Here is a 13,567-nt window from a genome sequence, read left to right on the forward strand (position 1 = left end):
ACACCTGAAATGTCGATGGACATGTCGACCGTCGGTGACACCGGTCTCCTCGACACCCTCCAGCACGAGGTGGCGGTGTTCGCCCGCCGTGCCGAACAGACCCGGCTCGGCGGGGTGGGGCAGGTGCGCAACTCCATGGACCGCGCCGCCTACCTGCTGCTCAACCGCCTCGACAAGGAAGGCCCCATGGGGGTCAAGGCGCTCGCCGCGAGCATGGGCATCGACTCCTCGACGGTCACCCGGCAGGTGGCTCCGCTCGTCGACACCGGGCTCGTCAAGCGCACCTCGCACCCCGAGGACGGCCGGGCCGTGGTGCTTCAGCTCTCCCCGCGCGGGCAGTCCCGGCTGGAGGAAGTGCGATCCTCCAGGCGTCAGTTGATGGCCGAGCTGACACACGACTGGGCGCCGGAGGAGCGCGTGGCCTTCTGCACGCTCCTCACGCGCTTCAACACCGCGCTGTCCACTCGCATGGCCGCCCACGGCATGCCCGGAGCGGAGCCGACCCCGGCCTCCTGAATCCGCAGAGTCCGCGGCTCCGCACGCGCGTGCCGCCCGACTCTTGACCCTGGGCCGCCCCTGGGCCTCATATGAGATCGGGTCCCCTGCGTACGTCCGTACGTGGCCGGGATCCGACCACTCAGGGGGTCGCCCTCAGGCAGGAGGCGCGGTGCGAGAACGGCTTGTGTCCCAAGACGCCCGCCGGGCCCGGGAGTTCCGGGCGTTCGTCGCGGGCGCCGCGGGCCGGCTGCTGCACACCGCCACGCTGCTCACGGCGGAGGCACCGGCCGACAACCCACGCGCGCGGCGTTTGCTGACGCTCTCCCTCGCCCATACGTACGCGTGCTGGGACCGGCTGCGCGGCGAGGACCCCTACGACCACGCCCGTCAGTATCTGGCCGGACGCTACGCGCGGGGAGCGTGGCACCAGTACGGCGGATTCGGCCGGGCCCGCCCGCACCCGGACAGCCCGCTGGCCGTGCTCGGTCCCCAGGAGCGCCTGATCCTCGTGCTCAGGCTGTACGAAGGGGTCGCCGAGGAGCAGACGGCGGCCCTGCTCGGCCTGCCCGTCGAGCGGGTGCGCACGATCTGCGACCGGGCCACCGCGACCCTGCTGCACCCACCGCGGGGGCCCGCACCGGCGGTCGTCCGCGCGAGGGCGGCGACGCCATGAACCGGTCCGAACGCGAGGCCGCCGCACGGCGGATCATGGAGCGCACCGCACCGGTCGTACCGCCCGATCTGTGCGCGGAGGCCGTCCGGCGCGGCGGCCGGATGCTGCGCCGCCGCAGGATCGCACTGCGGCTGATGTGGCTGCTGATGTTCGCCGCGACGGTGGCGTTCGTGGTGTGGGCGCTGATGGCGCGCCCGTGGGTGGAGCCACCGTCGGAGGTGACTCCACCGCTCACCGGCTGGTGAACCCTCGCAAAGGGGCTCAGCCGAGCGCCTGCTGAAGGTCCTCCAGCAGGTCCTCCACGTTCTCGATGCCCACGGACAGGCGGACGAGATCGGCCGGCACCTCGAGGGCCGAACCGGCGGCCGAGGCGTGCGTCATGCGGCCCGGGTGCTCGATCAGCGACTCGACACCGCCGAGGGACTCGCCGAGCGTGAACACCTTGGCGCGGTTGCAGACCTCGACGGCCGCCTCCTCGCCGCCCGCCACCTGGAAGGAGACCATGCCGCCGAACGCCTTCATCTGCTTGGCGGCGACCTCGTGGCCGGGGTGCTCGGGCAGCCCCGGGTAGAGCACCTTCGTCACGCGCGCGTGCCGGGAGAGCATGTCGGCGACCTTGGTGGCGTTCTCGCTGTGCCGGTCCATGCGCACCGAAAGCGTCTTGGTGCCGCGCAGCACGAGCCAGGAGTCGAAGGGCCCGGCGACCGCGCCCATCGCGTTCTGATGGAAGGCCAGTTCCTCGCCGAGGCCCTCGTCGCTCACGATCAGCGCGCCGCCGACGACGTCGGAGTGACCGCCCATGTACTTGGTCAGGGAGTGGACCACGACATCGGCGCCGAGCGACAGCGGCTGCTGGAGGTAGGGCGTGGCGAAGGTGTTGTCGACGACGAGCTTCGCGCCCGCGTCCCGGGCGATCTGGGCGACCGTGGCGATGTCGGTGATGCCGAGCAGCGGGTTGGAGGGGGTCTCCACCCACACGGCCTTGGTCTTCGGGGTGATGGCCGCCCGGACGGCGGCGGGGTCGCTGGTGTCGGCGACCGACCACTCCACGCCCCAGCGGGCGACGACCTTCGCGAAGAGCCGGAAGGTGCCGCCGTACGCGTCGTTCGGGATGACCACGTGGTCGCCGGGGCTGAGCAGCGTACGCAGCAGGCAGTCCTCGGCCGCAAGACCGGATGCGAACGCGAGCCCGCGACGGCCGCCCTCCAGGGCGGCGAGGTTCTCTTCCAGGGCGGTCCTGGTGGGGTTGGCGCTACGGCTGTACTCGTAGCCGCCGCGCAGGCCGCCGACGCCGTCCTGCTTGTAGGTCGAGACCTGGTAGATGGGCGGGACGACCGCACCGGTGAGGGGGTCCGCCGTGTTGCCCGCGTGGATGGCGAGCGTCTCGAAGTGCTGACTGATGTGCCTGTCGCTCATGGGTCACGAGCGTAGTGCTCCTACGGCTCTGATGACGGACGGAGCGGTTATCCACAGACCGTTGTCCACAGGTCGCGGACCGGGTTGGCCAATTGTCAGCGCGGTCTGGAACCCTTGAGGCATGGAGATTCTCTTGGTCCTGTGGGCACTGCTCATGATCGGCTTCGTGGTGCTGCCGTTCATGCGCCGCCGCCGGGGCATGATCGAGCAGGTCCCGGCGGGCCACCCGGACGCCGCGGACCCCGAGAACTACGGCTTCGCACGGCAGGAGGAGCTGGACGTCCGCATGCCGGGTCCCGACCAGGACCTGCTGGACGTACTGGACCTGGTGCAGCGCAGCCAGGACTATCGCGCGGCCGGGCAGCTCCTCGCGGGCACCGAGGCCGCCGGCGAACGGCGCTGGCAGCGGGTGCAGGCCTTCGCGGGCGCCGCCTCCCTGGAGCTCCAGCAGCGGCCGGGCGGGGTCAGTGACGCGCCAGGCGGACAGTGGCTGCGGGTGTGGCGGGCCGAGCAGCCCAAGGATGCGGGCGGCGCGGCGGTCCACGCCGAGTTCCTGGTGCAGCAGGCCTGGCGCACCGCGACGCCCGGCACGGACGAGTTCCGGATCATCATGGAGGAGGCCAGGGCGGCCTGCGGCGAGGCGGCGCTGCTCGCCCCCGGCGACCCGATCCCGTACATCGTCGAGCTGTCGGTGGCGCGTGGCCTCGCCTACACCCAGCCGGAGTTCGAGCAGGTCTGGCTGAAGATCCTGGACCGCGCGCCGAACCACATGGGCGCCCATCTGGCCGCGCTGCACTACTGGTGCGAGAAGTGGCACGGCTCGCGCGAGCAGGCGTACGGCTTCGCGGAGGCCGCCGCGGCCCGCGCGCCGCAGGGCTCGCTGCTCGCGGCGATGCCGCTGTTCGCGGTGTTCGAGCATCTGCCCGAGGTCAACCTGGTCAGCGGCTTCTACCAGAGCGAGGTCGTCACCAAGGCGATCCACGGCGCGCTGCACGCGGTCCACTCGGCCCGCGCGGACGACCCGATGCTCGCCCACGTCCGCCATCTGCTGGTGTTCTTCCTGGTCCGCGCCGAGCGCTGGGCGGAGGCCATGAACCAGCTGATACACGTCGACGGCCATGTCGGCGCCCTGCCCTGGACGCTGTCCGCGGACCCGGCGGCCGAGTTCGCGGTGTACCGCGCGCTGGCGGTCGCGGGCTACGAGGCGAACGGCGGCAGCCCGGCGACGCTCCCGCACTGAACGCACGGACGCACGGACGCCCAGCGCCCAGCGCCTACGCCCAGCGCCGAGCGCCGCAAGACTCGGGCGGCCCCGCCTCATCGCGCGGGGCCGTCCCCCGCTCAGCCCTCCGCGCGGGCGGGCAGTCGCCAACCCGGGCGCGGGAAGTGGCAGGTGTAGCCGTTCGGGTAGCGCTGGAGGTAGTCCTGGTGCTCCGGCTCGGCCTCCCAGAAGGGGCCGACCGGCTCCACCTCGGTGACAACCTTTCCGGGCCACAGTCCGGAGGCGTCCACATCCGCGATCGTGTCCTCGGCGATCCGCTTCTGCGCGTCGTCCACGTAGTAGATCGCCGAGCGGTAGCTGAGCCCGATGTCGTTGCCCTGCCGGTTCTTGGTGCTCGGGTCGTGGATCTGGAAGAAGAACTCCAGGAGCGCGCGGTAATCGGTCTGCTCGGGGTCGTAGAGGATCTCGATGGCCTCCGCGTGCGTGCCGTGGTTGCGGTACGTCGCGTTCGGCACATCACCGCCGGTGTATCCGACCCGGGTCGACGTCACGCCGGGGAGCCGACGGATCAGCTCCTCCATCCCCCAGAAACATCCACCGGCCAGCACGGCCCTCTGCGTCTGCCCAGCCATTACGGCCCCTCCAATGTCAGTCGGCTCGGTCACTGCCCTCAACGCACGACGGTTCCGAGCGATTCCGCACCGGCGGTCTCCGGCTTTGTCAGTGGTGACGGCTACGGTGTCGCGGTGACCGTCATAGAGATCTTGGCTCGGGCGCGAACCAGTGGTGGGGCGCCTGTCGAGCGGCTTGTGTGTCATCCGCGGCTTCCTCTGGTCGCCGGGTTGGACTCGGAGCGGCCCGCCGTGCGGGTGTGGGACTTCGGGGCCGGGCAGTTGCGCGAGGCCGGGGGTGCGGGCGGCGAGTCCGACGCGTACGGCGATGCCCTGGGGTGGGAGCGGCACCGCCGGATTCCTGTTCCGGCATGGCACCCGGAGCGGGCCGAACTGCTGATCGCGGGCGAGGAAGGGGTCCTGAGGTGGACTCCCGAAGGGGTCTGCGACGCCGACGGGATTCCTGACGGCGCCGAGTATCAGAATCTGGCGTTCAGTCCCGATGGGCGGACCCTCTGGGCCTCGCCCCCTGCCGCCGCCGAGGACGACTCCTACGAGCAGTCCGACGCCGTCGATCTCGACACGGGGGCCGTGGTGGCCGGGCCGTGGTGGGACACGGGGGTCGCCGAGCACCCGGGAGGCGGGCTCGTCCTCACCTTCAGCAGCGACCAGGGCGCCACACACGGCCTCTTCGCCCGAGTACAGCACGGTCCGGACAGCGCGGGCACTCCGCTACGGGTGCTCCAGCGGGCCCTGATCCTGGACTGCGACGGCTACGAGAAACCCGTGTTCAGCGCTGACGGACGCCGCTTCGCGATCCGCGGCAACGCCTACGACAACTCCGTGGACGTCTTCGCCTTCCCCTCCCTGGAGCGCGTCCTGTCGACCACCCTCGGCGACCCCAGCCCGGGGTATCCGTATCCGCCGGAATGGCTGGAGCGGATGCATGCCTGGTCGCGGCACAACCTCGCGTTCGGCTCCGATCCGGGCGTGCTCTGGGTGGGCACGCCGAAGGGGACGCTCGTAGCCCTCGATCTCGACAGCCAGGAAGGCGAGGAGCACAAAGTCCTCGACGGCTCGCCGGTCACCGCGCTCACCGCGACCGCGGCCGGTGAACTCCTCGTCGCCACCGCAGCCGGTGAACTCGCCCTGCTGTCCGCGCCCGGCCGCACCGCGGACCCCGACACCGCGAAGTCCGCCGTGGCCGCGTTCCTGGACAGCACCTCCGAGATCCCCGAGGACGCCTACGAGGCCGATGCCCTGGAGGAACACCTCGTCGTGACCGACGGGTTCCGGACCTGGTCGGCGGCCGATCTGGACGCGGCGGACTCCGCGACCGACGCCGACCCGAGCTGGCTCCAGATCCAGGTGGCCGTCAACAGCCTGCGGGACCAGGAGCCCTAGAAGACCAAGCCCCCGAGAAGACCAGAACCCCGGGAATTCGGTTGCGCCCCGGCCCGCCGTGCGGGCTTCATAGCGGCATGGCCGACATTCAGGGCGCGTACGACGATCTCTTCGCCGCCGTGCCGAGCACGCTCGCGGAGTTTCTGGACGGCGGGGACGCGGGCGGCTCGGTCGCCGTGTACGTGGACGGCGAGCCGGTGGTGGACGTGTGGGGCGGGTACGCCGACGCCGGGCGGAGCGTGCCCTGGCAGCGGGACACCCTCGTCAACGTCTGGTCCGTCACCAAGACCATGACGGCCCTGTGCGCCCTCGTACTGGCCGATCGCGGCGCCCTCGACGTGGACGCGCCCGTCGCCCGGTACTGGCCCGAGTTCGCGGCGGCCGGGAAGGAGCGGGTGCTGGTACGGCAGTTGCTCGCGCACACCGCCGGGCTGCCCGACTGGGATCCGCCGCTCGCCCCGTCCGATCTGTACGACTGGGACACCGCCACCTCCCGGCTCGCGGCGCAGGCACCGCGCTGGGAGCCGGGCAGCGCCGCCGGCTACCACTCGCTCACCCAGGGCTTCCTGGTGGGCGAGGTCGTCCGCCGTATCACCGGCCGCACCCTGGGCACCTTCTTCGCCGACGAGTTCGCCGGTCCCCTCGGCGCCGACTTCCACATCGGCCTGTCCGCCGAGCACGACACCCGGGTCGCCCTCAGCGTCCCGCCCCCGGGCCAGGACGAGGACTACTCGGCCAGCCCGCCCGGCGGCATCGACCCGACCGAACCCCACACCCCCGCTCTCCGCGTCCGCGTCGGCAACAGCCCCGCCTGGCGCCGCGCCGAGATCCCCGCAGCCAGCGGCTTCGGCAACGCCCGCTCGGTGGCCCTCGTCCAGTCCGCGCTGGCCTGCGGCGGCTCGGTCGGCGCGACCCGGCTCCTGTCACCGGCCGGTGCCGACCGGGCCCGGCAGGAACAGTTCAACGGCGAGGACCGCACCCTCGGCATGACGACCCGCTGGGGCCTCGGCTACGGCCTGTTCGGCTCCACCTTCGGCTGGGGCGGCTGGGGCGGCTCCCTCGTCATGATCGAGCCCGAGACCCGCTCGGTGGTCGCCTACGTGACCAACCAGATGCGCGAACCCGCCGAGGACACCCGGGGCCTGGAACTGGTCATGGCCGCCCAGGACGGAATCAAGGCGCTCCAGAAGTAGCCACTGCGGCCGCGGCCGTACGGGGCTCCCGCAGTCCCCGTACCAGCAGCCACCCCACCGCGGGCAGCAGCGCCAGCGGGGCCAGGGCCGTCCGCAGGGATGTCGCGTCGGCCGCGGCACCGATCAGCGGGGTGGTCAGGCCGCCCACGCTGACCGTCAGGCCGAGGGTGATGCCGCCCGCGGTGCCGATGCGGGTGGGCAGGTAGTCCTGGCCGAGGGTGACCTGGAGGGAGAAGGGGACGTACAGGCCCGCCGACGCCAGGGCCACGAAGACGTGGACCGCCGGGCCGGGGACCAGGAACAGGCCCGCCACCGCGACGACCGTGAGCAGATACGAGCGGCGCACCACGGCGACCCGGTCCCAGCGCTCGGCCAGGGCCCCGCCCAGCACACTGCCCACCGCGCCGCCCGCGTACAGGACGAACAGCGCGGCGGTGCCGGACGCCGTCCCGCCGCCGGTGCGTTCCTGGACGTGGAAGGCGATGAAGGTGCTGAGGCCGATGAAGGTGATCGAGCGACAGACCACGGCCAGGGACAGGAGGGCGAAGGAGCGGGGGTCGTCGGTTCCCGGCACCTCCCGCGCTCCCGCCTCCCCCGACGGTTCCGCCAGCGCCCGCAGCGCCACGAGACACAGCACGCTCCCCACCACAGCCGGTATCACCAGCAGCGGGGTCAGCCGCAGACCACCGCCCGCGACGACCGCCGCGACCAGCAGCGGAGCCGCCGCGAAGCCCAGCGTGCCGCCGAGGGAGAACCAGCCCATGGCGGTGTGGCTCCCCCGGGACGCGAGGCGGGCGACGCGCGCCGATTCCGGGTGGTACGCCGCGACCCCGAGACCGGACAGCGCCACCAGCGCCAGCGTCAGCGCGTAGGAGTCCCCGAGTCCGCTCAGCGCGATCCCGGCGCCGCCGAGCAGGGTGCTGACGGGCAGCAGCCAGGGCAGGGGCCGGCGGTCGGTCAGCGCCCCGAACAGGGGCTGGGCCACCGAGGAGAGCAGGGAGGCGGCGAGCACGACGCCCGAGGCGGCGGCGTAGGAGTAGGCGCGCTCGGCCACGAAGAAGGGGACGAGGGCGGCGACGGCGCCCTGGTAGACGTCGACGCAGGCATGCCCGGCCGACAGCAGAATGATCGACTTGTTCCTTCGCACCTCGCCATCGTCGGCGGGACGCCCCCTGTCGGGCTTTCGATAATCTGCCAGGCAATGACGCAGATCCGCCACGAGCCGGCCGCCCCCACCCGCGCCCAGTTCCTCGCCCCGGGCGCGGCCATCGACGCCCACCGGCACGACGAGCACCAGATCGTCTACGCCGCCCGCGGTGTCCTCGCCGTCACCACCGACGCCGGGTCCTGGGTCGCCCCGGCCACCCGGGCGGTCTGGGTGCCCGCGGGCACCGTGCACGCGCATCGGGCGTACGGCGGTCTCGACCTGCATCTCGTGGGCCTGCCCGCGTCCGACAACCCGCTCGGCCTCGACGCGCCGACCGTGCTGAGCGTCGGCCCGCTGCTGCGCGAGCTGATCCTCGCCTACACCCGCGCCCCGCACGACGACAGCCCCGAGCGCGGACGGCTCCGGGCGGTGCTGCTCGACCAGTTGCGGGCCTCGCCGCAGCAGCCGCTGCACCTCCCCGCTCCCGGCCACCCCCAACTGCGGGCGCTGTGCGCCCTGTTGCACGAGGACCCGGCCGACCACCGCACGCTCGGCGCGCTCGGCCGGCAGGTCGGTGCCAGTGAGCGGACCCTGTCCCGGCTCTTCCGGGCCGACCTCGGGATGACCTTCCCGCAGTGGCGCACCCAACTGCGGCTGCACCACGCGCTGGTGCTGCTGGCCGAGGGCCGGTCCGTGACCGCCGTGGCGCATGCCTGCGGCTGGTCGTCGGCGAGCGCGTTCATCGAGGTGTTCCGGCGGACGTTCGGGCACACACCGGGGGCGCACGAGCGCGGCTGAGGGCCCCCGGAAAGCTCCGGGGGCCCTCAACAACAACAGCACACGGCTCAGATCGTCGCCGTATCGATCACGAACCGGTACCGGACATCGCTGGCCAGCACCCGCTCGTACGCCTCGTTGATCTCGCTCGCGGCGATCAGCTCGATCTCCGCGCCGAAGCCGTGCTCCGCGCAGAAGTCCAGCATCTCCTGGGTCTCCTGGATGCCGCCGATGCCGGAGCCGGCGAGGGACTTGCGGCCCATGATCACCGAGAAGAGGTTGAGCGCGACGGGCTCCTCGGGGGCGCCGACGTTCACGAACGCGCCGTCCGTCCTGAGCAGCGACAGGAACTGGTCCAGGTTCAGCGGGGCCGAGACCGTGGAGAGGATCAGGTCGAAGGTGCCGGCCAGTTCCTCGAAGGTCTTCGGGTCGCTGGTGGCGTAGTAGTGGTCCGCGCCCAGCTTCAGCCCGTCCTCCTGCTTGCGCAGGGACTGCGACAGGACCGTCACCTCGGCGCCGAGGGCGTGGGCGATCTTGACGGCCATGTGGCCGAGGCCGCCCATGCCGACGATCGCGACCTTCTTGCCGGGCCCGGCGTTCCAGTGCTTGAGCGGGGAGTACGTGGTGATGCCCGCGCACAGCAGCGGCGCGGCCACGTCCAGGGACAGTCCGTCCGGGATCCGGACGACGTAGTTCTCGTCCACGACGATCTGGTGGGAGTACCCGCCGTAGGTGGGCTCTCCGTTCCTGTCGAGGGCGTTGTAGGTGCCGATCATGCCGCCGCCGGTGCAGTACTGCTCGAGACCGGCCTTGCAGTTGTCGCACTCACGGCAGGAGTCGACCATGCAGCCGACGCCCACCCGGTCACCGACGGCGTACCGGGTGACGCCGGATCCGACCTCGGCGACCACGCCCGCGATCTCATGGCCGGGGACCATCGGGAAGATGGCCTCGCCCCAGCCCTCGCGGGCCTGATGGATGTCCGAGTGGCAGATTCCGGCGAACTTGATGTCGATCAGCACATCGAACTCGCCGACCGCGCGGCGCTCGATCGTGGTGCGCTCCAGCGGGGCCTTGGCAGCGGGGGCGGCGTACGCAGCGACAGTGGTCATGGGAGGGGTTCTCCTAGGGGGTTGCGCGCCCGGCTGCCTTCCGTCCGGGCACCCCTCCACACTGCCGGGCTCGCCGACATTCACCCAGGTCACAGCTTTGCGTACGTCTGCTGTTCCTACTACTGGCGGGGGCAGGCTGGTGTGCGTACGACCGGGAATAATGGACGCATGGACGAGCAGCCCGCATCCCCCCAGGAGCCCGGCGGCGGCCTGGACAGGCGTGCCGAGCTGAGTGAGTTCCTGCGCACCCGGCGCGCCCGGCTGAAGCCGGAGGACGTGGGGCTGCCCGTGTACGGGCGGCACCGCAGGGTGCCGGGGCTGCGCCGGGAGGAGCTGGCCCAGTTGGCCGGCGTGTCGGTGGCGTACTACACCCGCCTCGAACAGGGCAACGGCCGCAATGTGTCGGCGGAGGTACTGGACTCCATCGCGCGGGCGCTGCGGCTGAGCAACGCCGAGCACGCGCATCTGACGCATCTGGCCAAGCCGACGCAGCACAAGAAGAAGCCGGCGGCGCGGCAGCAGCAGGTGCGTCCGGCGCTACGGTACCTGCTGGACTCGATCGAGACGGTCCCCGCGTACATCTCCGGTCGCCGCTCCGACATCCTCGCCTGGAACCGGATGGCCGCCGCCGTCTTCGGCGACTGGGCCGAACTGCCGCCGCAGGAACGGAACTGGGCGCGGCTGGTGTTCCTGCGGCCCGAGTACCGCGAGCTGTTCAGGGAGTGGGACCAGAAGGCGTACGACATCGTCAGCTTCCTGCGCATGGACGCGGGCTGCCATCCGGACGACCCGCTGCTGTCCGCCCTGGTCGGCGAACTCTCCGTGAAGAGCGAGGAGTTCCGGCGGCTGTGGGCCACGCACGACGTCAAGGAGAAGACCTACGGCGTCAAGCCGCTGCGCCATCCGCTGGTCGGCGACCTGAGCCTGTCCTTCGAGTCGTTCCAGCTGGCCGACGGATCCGAACAGAACCTGATCACGTATCACGCGGAGCCGGGGTCCCCGTCCGCGGACGCGCTCCGGCTGCTGGCGAGCTGGGGCACGGACGCGACACGGGCGGGGACCGGGGCGACTCATCCCTGATGAGGACGAGGGCTGCTCATCCCTGATACGGCGGCGCCGCCCCCCAGTTCCACTTCGGCACCGGCTGTTCGCCCGGGGCCTGCGCGTCGGGGCCGGAGAAGTAGACGGCCAGGCGGGTGCCCCACTCCACATAGGCGAGGAAGGCCGAGCGGAACTCGGCGTCGGTCGGCAGGCCCGCCTCGTCCGCCGCGTCCTGGATGAGGTTGACCCAGCGGCGGCGCTGGGTCTCGTTGACGCCCAGGCCCATGTGCTTGGCGACCATGTGGTTGTGGCCGCCCTGGGTGTCGGAGTAGACGGTCGGGCCGCCGAAGACCTCGCCGAACCAGAGGGCGACATGCTCGGCGTGGTCCGGGTGCAGGCCCTCGAACAGGGGGGCCAGCAGCTCGTCCTTGAGGGCCCGGTCGTAGAACGCCGTGGTCAGGCGGCTGAACGCCTCGGCGCCGCCCGCCCAGTCGTACAGCGTCGGCACCGCCGCGCCCGTGCCGCGCACGTCGGTCGGCTGATAGTGCCGCATCTCCTCGATGTTGCCGATGTAGGGGCGGATCGCGGCGAGGAAGTCGGGGAACACCTCAGAGGTGCGGAAGCCCTTGATGTGGTCCTCGGTCGAGGTCCAGGTGATGCGCAGGATGAAGTGCTCCAAGTCCTCCTCGCACCGGGTCAGTTCGTAGTCGACGCATTGCGGGGCCGCCTTGAGACTGGCCGCCGCGCGGGTGTAGGCGGCCAGGAACTCCGCCGACTGCTGCTCGGGAATGCGGTACCGGATGTATTCCACCGTGTGAGCCGTCATGCGGACACACAAACACAGAGTCCGGACGGAAGGTGTTCTTCCGGCGCGGTCGGAGCCCGCGTCAGCGCTGGGCGAAAATCCAGCCGCTTCCCGGCTCGCGGACAGCCTTCTCATCCTTCTCTTATTTCGGCCTTATTCCTTCATCACGCGCCGTCCCTAGCTTGCGGCGCATGTTCTTCACCTACCTGAGGCGCGAGCTGCGCCGCCGCAGAAAGGCGGCCCTCGTCGTCGCCTCCGGTCTCGCGCTGGGCATCGCCCTGGTCATCGTGGTCAACTCCGTGTCCTCGGGCATGGGCAAGGCCCAGGACAAGGTCCTGGAGTCGCTTTACGGGCTCGGCACCGACATGACGGTCACCAAGGCGGCCGCCGCCGAGGGCAGTCAGCCGGAGCGCCCGCGCTTCGAGTTCGACGCGCAGGACGAGGACTCCGACGAGGAGCAGAGCAGCGACCGGGTCATGGTCCAGGGCTTCCAGACGCTGGCGTCCTCGACCGTGGACAAGGTCGGCGCGCAGAACGGCGTCTCGGACGCGGTGGGCGGCCTGAGCCTCCAGGTCATCAAGGTCAGCGGGCAGTTCCGGCGCGGCGAGTTCCAGCAGGATGGGGGTGGCGGCCAGCAGCAGGGCGGTCCCGGTGGCGGGATGCAGTCCCCCGAGGGCCGGGTCGAGGGCGGCGGCGCCGAGTTCGACGTCAACAACTACTCGGTCTACGGCACGGATGTCACCGAGCCCGCGCTCGGCCCGCTGACCTCCTCGAAGATCACCAGTGGTCGTACGTTCAAGTCGTCGGAGACGAACGCCAAGGTGGTAGTCGCCGATGCCTCCTACGCCAAGGAGAAGGAGCTGAAGGTCGGCTCCAAGGTGACCGTGAAGGGCACCAAGTTCGAGGTGATCGGCATCGCAACCCCGGAGAGCGGGGACGCGGCGGCCAACCTCTACATCCCGCTGAAGCAGGCGCAGACGCTGAGCGACTCGAAGAACAAGGTCACCACGATCTACGTCAAGGCGACCGACTCCCAGCGGATCGACGCGGTGAAGTCGGAGATCCAGCAGAACATCTCCGGTACGACGGTGACGACTTCGGCGGACCTCGCGGACACCGTGTCCGGCTCCCTGTCGACGGCGTCGGACCTCGCGAGCAGCGTCGGCAAGTGGCTGTCGATCGCGGTACTGGCGGCCGCGTTCCTGGTGGCCGGCCTACTCACCTCCTCGGCGGTGTCGCGCCGGGTACGGGAGTTCGGCACGCTGAAGGCCCTGGGCTGGAAGTCGGGCCGGGTCACCCGGCAGGTCGTCGGTGAGGCGGTCGTCAACGGCCTGGTGGGCGGTGTCCTCGGCATCGCGGTGGGCCTGGCGGGCGCCTACGCCGTGACGGCGATCAGCCCGACCCTGGAGGCCCAACTCGGCTCCACAGGTGGCGGCTTCGGCGGCGGACCTGGTGGCGGCGGCCCCGGCGGCGGCATGGGCGGCCCGGCGGCACAGCAGTCGTCGAACGCCCTGGAAGTGGCCCTCACCGCCCCGGTGAGCGCGACGACGATCGCCCTGGCGGTGGGCCTGGCAGTGGCGGGCGGCCTGATCGCGGGCGCGTTCGGCGGCTGGCGAGCGTCAAGGCTCCGCCCGGCGGACGCACTCCGGCGAGTCGAGTAGCCCCAGG

At 71.4% G+C, this 13,567-nt stretch carries 14 protein-coding genes; 9 read left to right on the forward strand and 5 right to left on the reverse strand.

Annotated features, from left to right (window positions below):
* The first annotated feature begins 9 nt into the window (after window positions 1-9).
* The 3 genes from BN159_RS16845 to BN159_RS47090 all read left to right on the forward strand — a co-directional run bounded on the left by BN159_RS16845 (window position 10) and on the right by BN159_RS47090 (window position 1,416).
* Window positions 10-516: a MarR family winged helix-turn-helix transcriptional regulator gene (locus tag BN159_RS16845; RefSeq protein WP_193384331.1), complete on the forward strand. Its 507-nt coding sequence runs from the start codon at window positions 10-12 to the stop codon at window positions 514-516.
* Between the two features lie 151 nt (window positions 517-667).
* Entirely contained in the window at window positions 668-1,171 is a 504-nt protein-coding gene (locus tag BN159_RS46210) for a sigma factor-like helix-turn-helix DNA-binding protein (protein ID WP_015658202.1), read from the forward strand.
* Window positions 1,168-1,416: a hypothetical protein gene (locus tag BN159_RS47090; RefSeq protein ID WP_015658203.1), complete on the forward strand. Its 249-nt coding sequence runs from the start codon at window positions 1,168-1,170 to the stop codon at window positions 1,414-1,416. Before BN159_RS46210 ends, BN159_RS47090 begins: the two co-directional genes overlap by 4 nt.
* A 16-nt stretch (window positions 1,417-1,432) precedes the next feature.
* Here the strand turns inward: BN159_RS47090 and BN159_RS16860 are convergent, their stop codons facing one another.
* Window positions 1,433-2,587, reverse strand: coding sequence for a cystathionine gamma-synthase (locus BN159_RS16860; protein WP_015658204.1), 1,155 nt, complete (start codon window positions 2,585-2,587; stop codon window positions 1,433-1,435).
* A 121-nt stretch (window positions 2,588-2,708) separates the two neighbouring features.
* Here BN159_RS16860 and BN159_RS16865 point away from each other — a divergent pair, with 121 nt between their 5' ends.
* Entirely contained in the window at window positions 2,709-3,827 is a 1,119-nt protein-coding gene (locus BN159_RS16865) for a hypothetical protein (RefSeq protein WP_015658205.1), read from the forward strand.
* Between the two features lie 101 nt (window positions 3,828-3,928).
* Here BN159_RS16865 and msrA read toward each other — a convergent pair whose 3' ends face one another.
* A complete protein-coding gene (gene msrA, locus BN159_RS16870; RefSeq protein WP_015658206.1) occupies window positions 3,929-4,441 on the reverse strand; it encodes a peptide-methionine (S)-S-oxide reductase MsrA in 513 nt (170 codons plus the stop codon).
* Window positions 4,442-4,651: 210 nt separating this feature from the next.
* On the opposite strand from msrA, the gene BN159_RS16875 reads away from it, so the two are divergent.
* Both BN159_RS16875 and BN159_RS16880 read left to right on the forward strand, forming a co-directional pair.
* Window positions 4,652-5,824, forward strand: coding sequence for a TolB-like translocation protein (locus BN159_RS16875; RefSeq protein ID WP_231905618.1), 1,173 nt, complete (start codon window positions 4,652-4,654; stop codon window positions 5,822-5,824).
* A gap of 77 nt (window positions 5,825-5,901) precedes the next feature.
* Entirely contained in the window at window positions 5,902-7,017 is a 1,116-nt protein-coding gene (locus BN159_RS16880; RefSeq protein ID WP_015658208.1) for an EstA family serine hydrolase, read from the forward strand.
* Here BN159_RS16880 and BN159_RS16885 read toward each other — a convergent pair.
* Window positions 6,998-8,164, reverse strand: a complete 1,167-nt coding sequence (locus BN159_RS16885; protein WP_015658209.1) for an MFS transporter — start codon at window positions 8,162-8,164, stop codon at window positions 6,998-7,000. The genes BN159_RS16880 and BN159_RS16885 overlap by 20 nt on opposite strands.
* A 54-nt stretch (window positions 8,165-8,218) precedes the next feature.
* Between BN159_RS16885 and BN159_RS16890 the strand changes: the two genes are divergently transcribed.
* Window positions 8,219-8,962, forward strand: a complete 744-nt coding sequence (locus tag BN159_RS16890) for an AraC family transcriptional regulator (protein WP_015658210.1) — start codon at window positions 8,219-8,221, stop codon at window positions 8,960-8,962.
* A 47-nt stretch (window positions 8,963-9,009) separates the two neighbouring features.
* Here BN159_RS16890 and BN159_RS16895 read toward each other — a convergent pair whose 3' ends face one another.
* Window positions 9,010-10,053, reverse strand: coding sequence for an NAD(P)-dependent alcohol dehydrogenase (locus BN159_RS16895; RefSeq protein ID WP_015658211.1), 1,044 nt, complete (start codon window positions 10,051-10,053; stop codon window positions 9,010-9,012).
* 168 nt (window positions 10,054-10,221) lie between these two features.
* Here BN159_RS16895 and BN159_RS16900 point away from each other — a divergent pair, with 168 nt between their 5' ends.
* Window positions 10,222-11,133 (forward strand): helix-turn-helix domain-containing protein, encoded by a 912-nt coding sequence (locus BN159_RS16900; protein ID WP_015658212.1) that lies wholly within the window; start codon window positions 10,222-10,224, stop codon window positions 11,131-11,133.
* 16 nt (window positions 11,134-11,149) lie between these two features.
* Here BN159_RS16900 and BN159_RS16905 read toward each other — a convergent pair whose 3' ends face one another.
* Window positions 11,150-11,920 carry a group II truncated hemoglobin gene (locus BN159_RS16905; protein WP_015658213.1) on the reverse strand — a complete coding sequence of 257 codons (771 nt, stop codon included), beginning with the start codon at window positions 11,918-11,920 and terminating at the stop codon, window positions 11,150-11,152.
* A 170-nt stretch (window positions 11,921-12,090) separates the two neighbouring features.
* On the opposite strand from BN159_RS16905, the gene BN159_RS16910 reads away from it, so the two are divergent.
* A complete protein-coding gene (locus BN159_RS16910; RefSeq protein WP_015658214.1) occupies window positions 12,091-13,560 on the forward strand; it encodes an ABC transporter permease in 1,470 nt (489 codons plus the stop codon).
* The last annotated feature ends 7 nt before the right edge of the window (window positions 13,561-13,567 follow it).

The sequence above is a fragment of the Streptomyces davaonensis JCM 4913 genome (assembly GCF_000349325.1).
GTDB lineage: Bacteria > Actinomycetota > Actinomycetes > Streptomycetales > Streptomycetaceae > Streptomyces > Streptomyces davaonensis.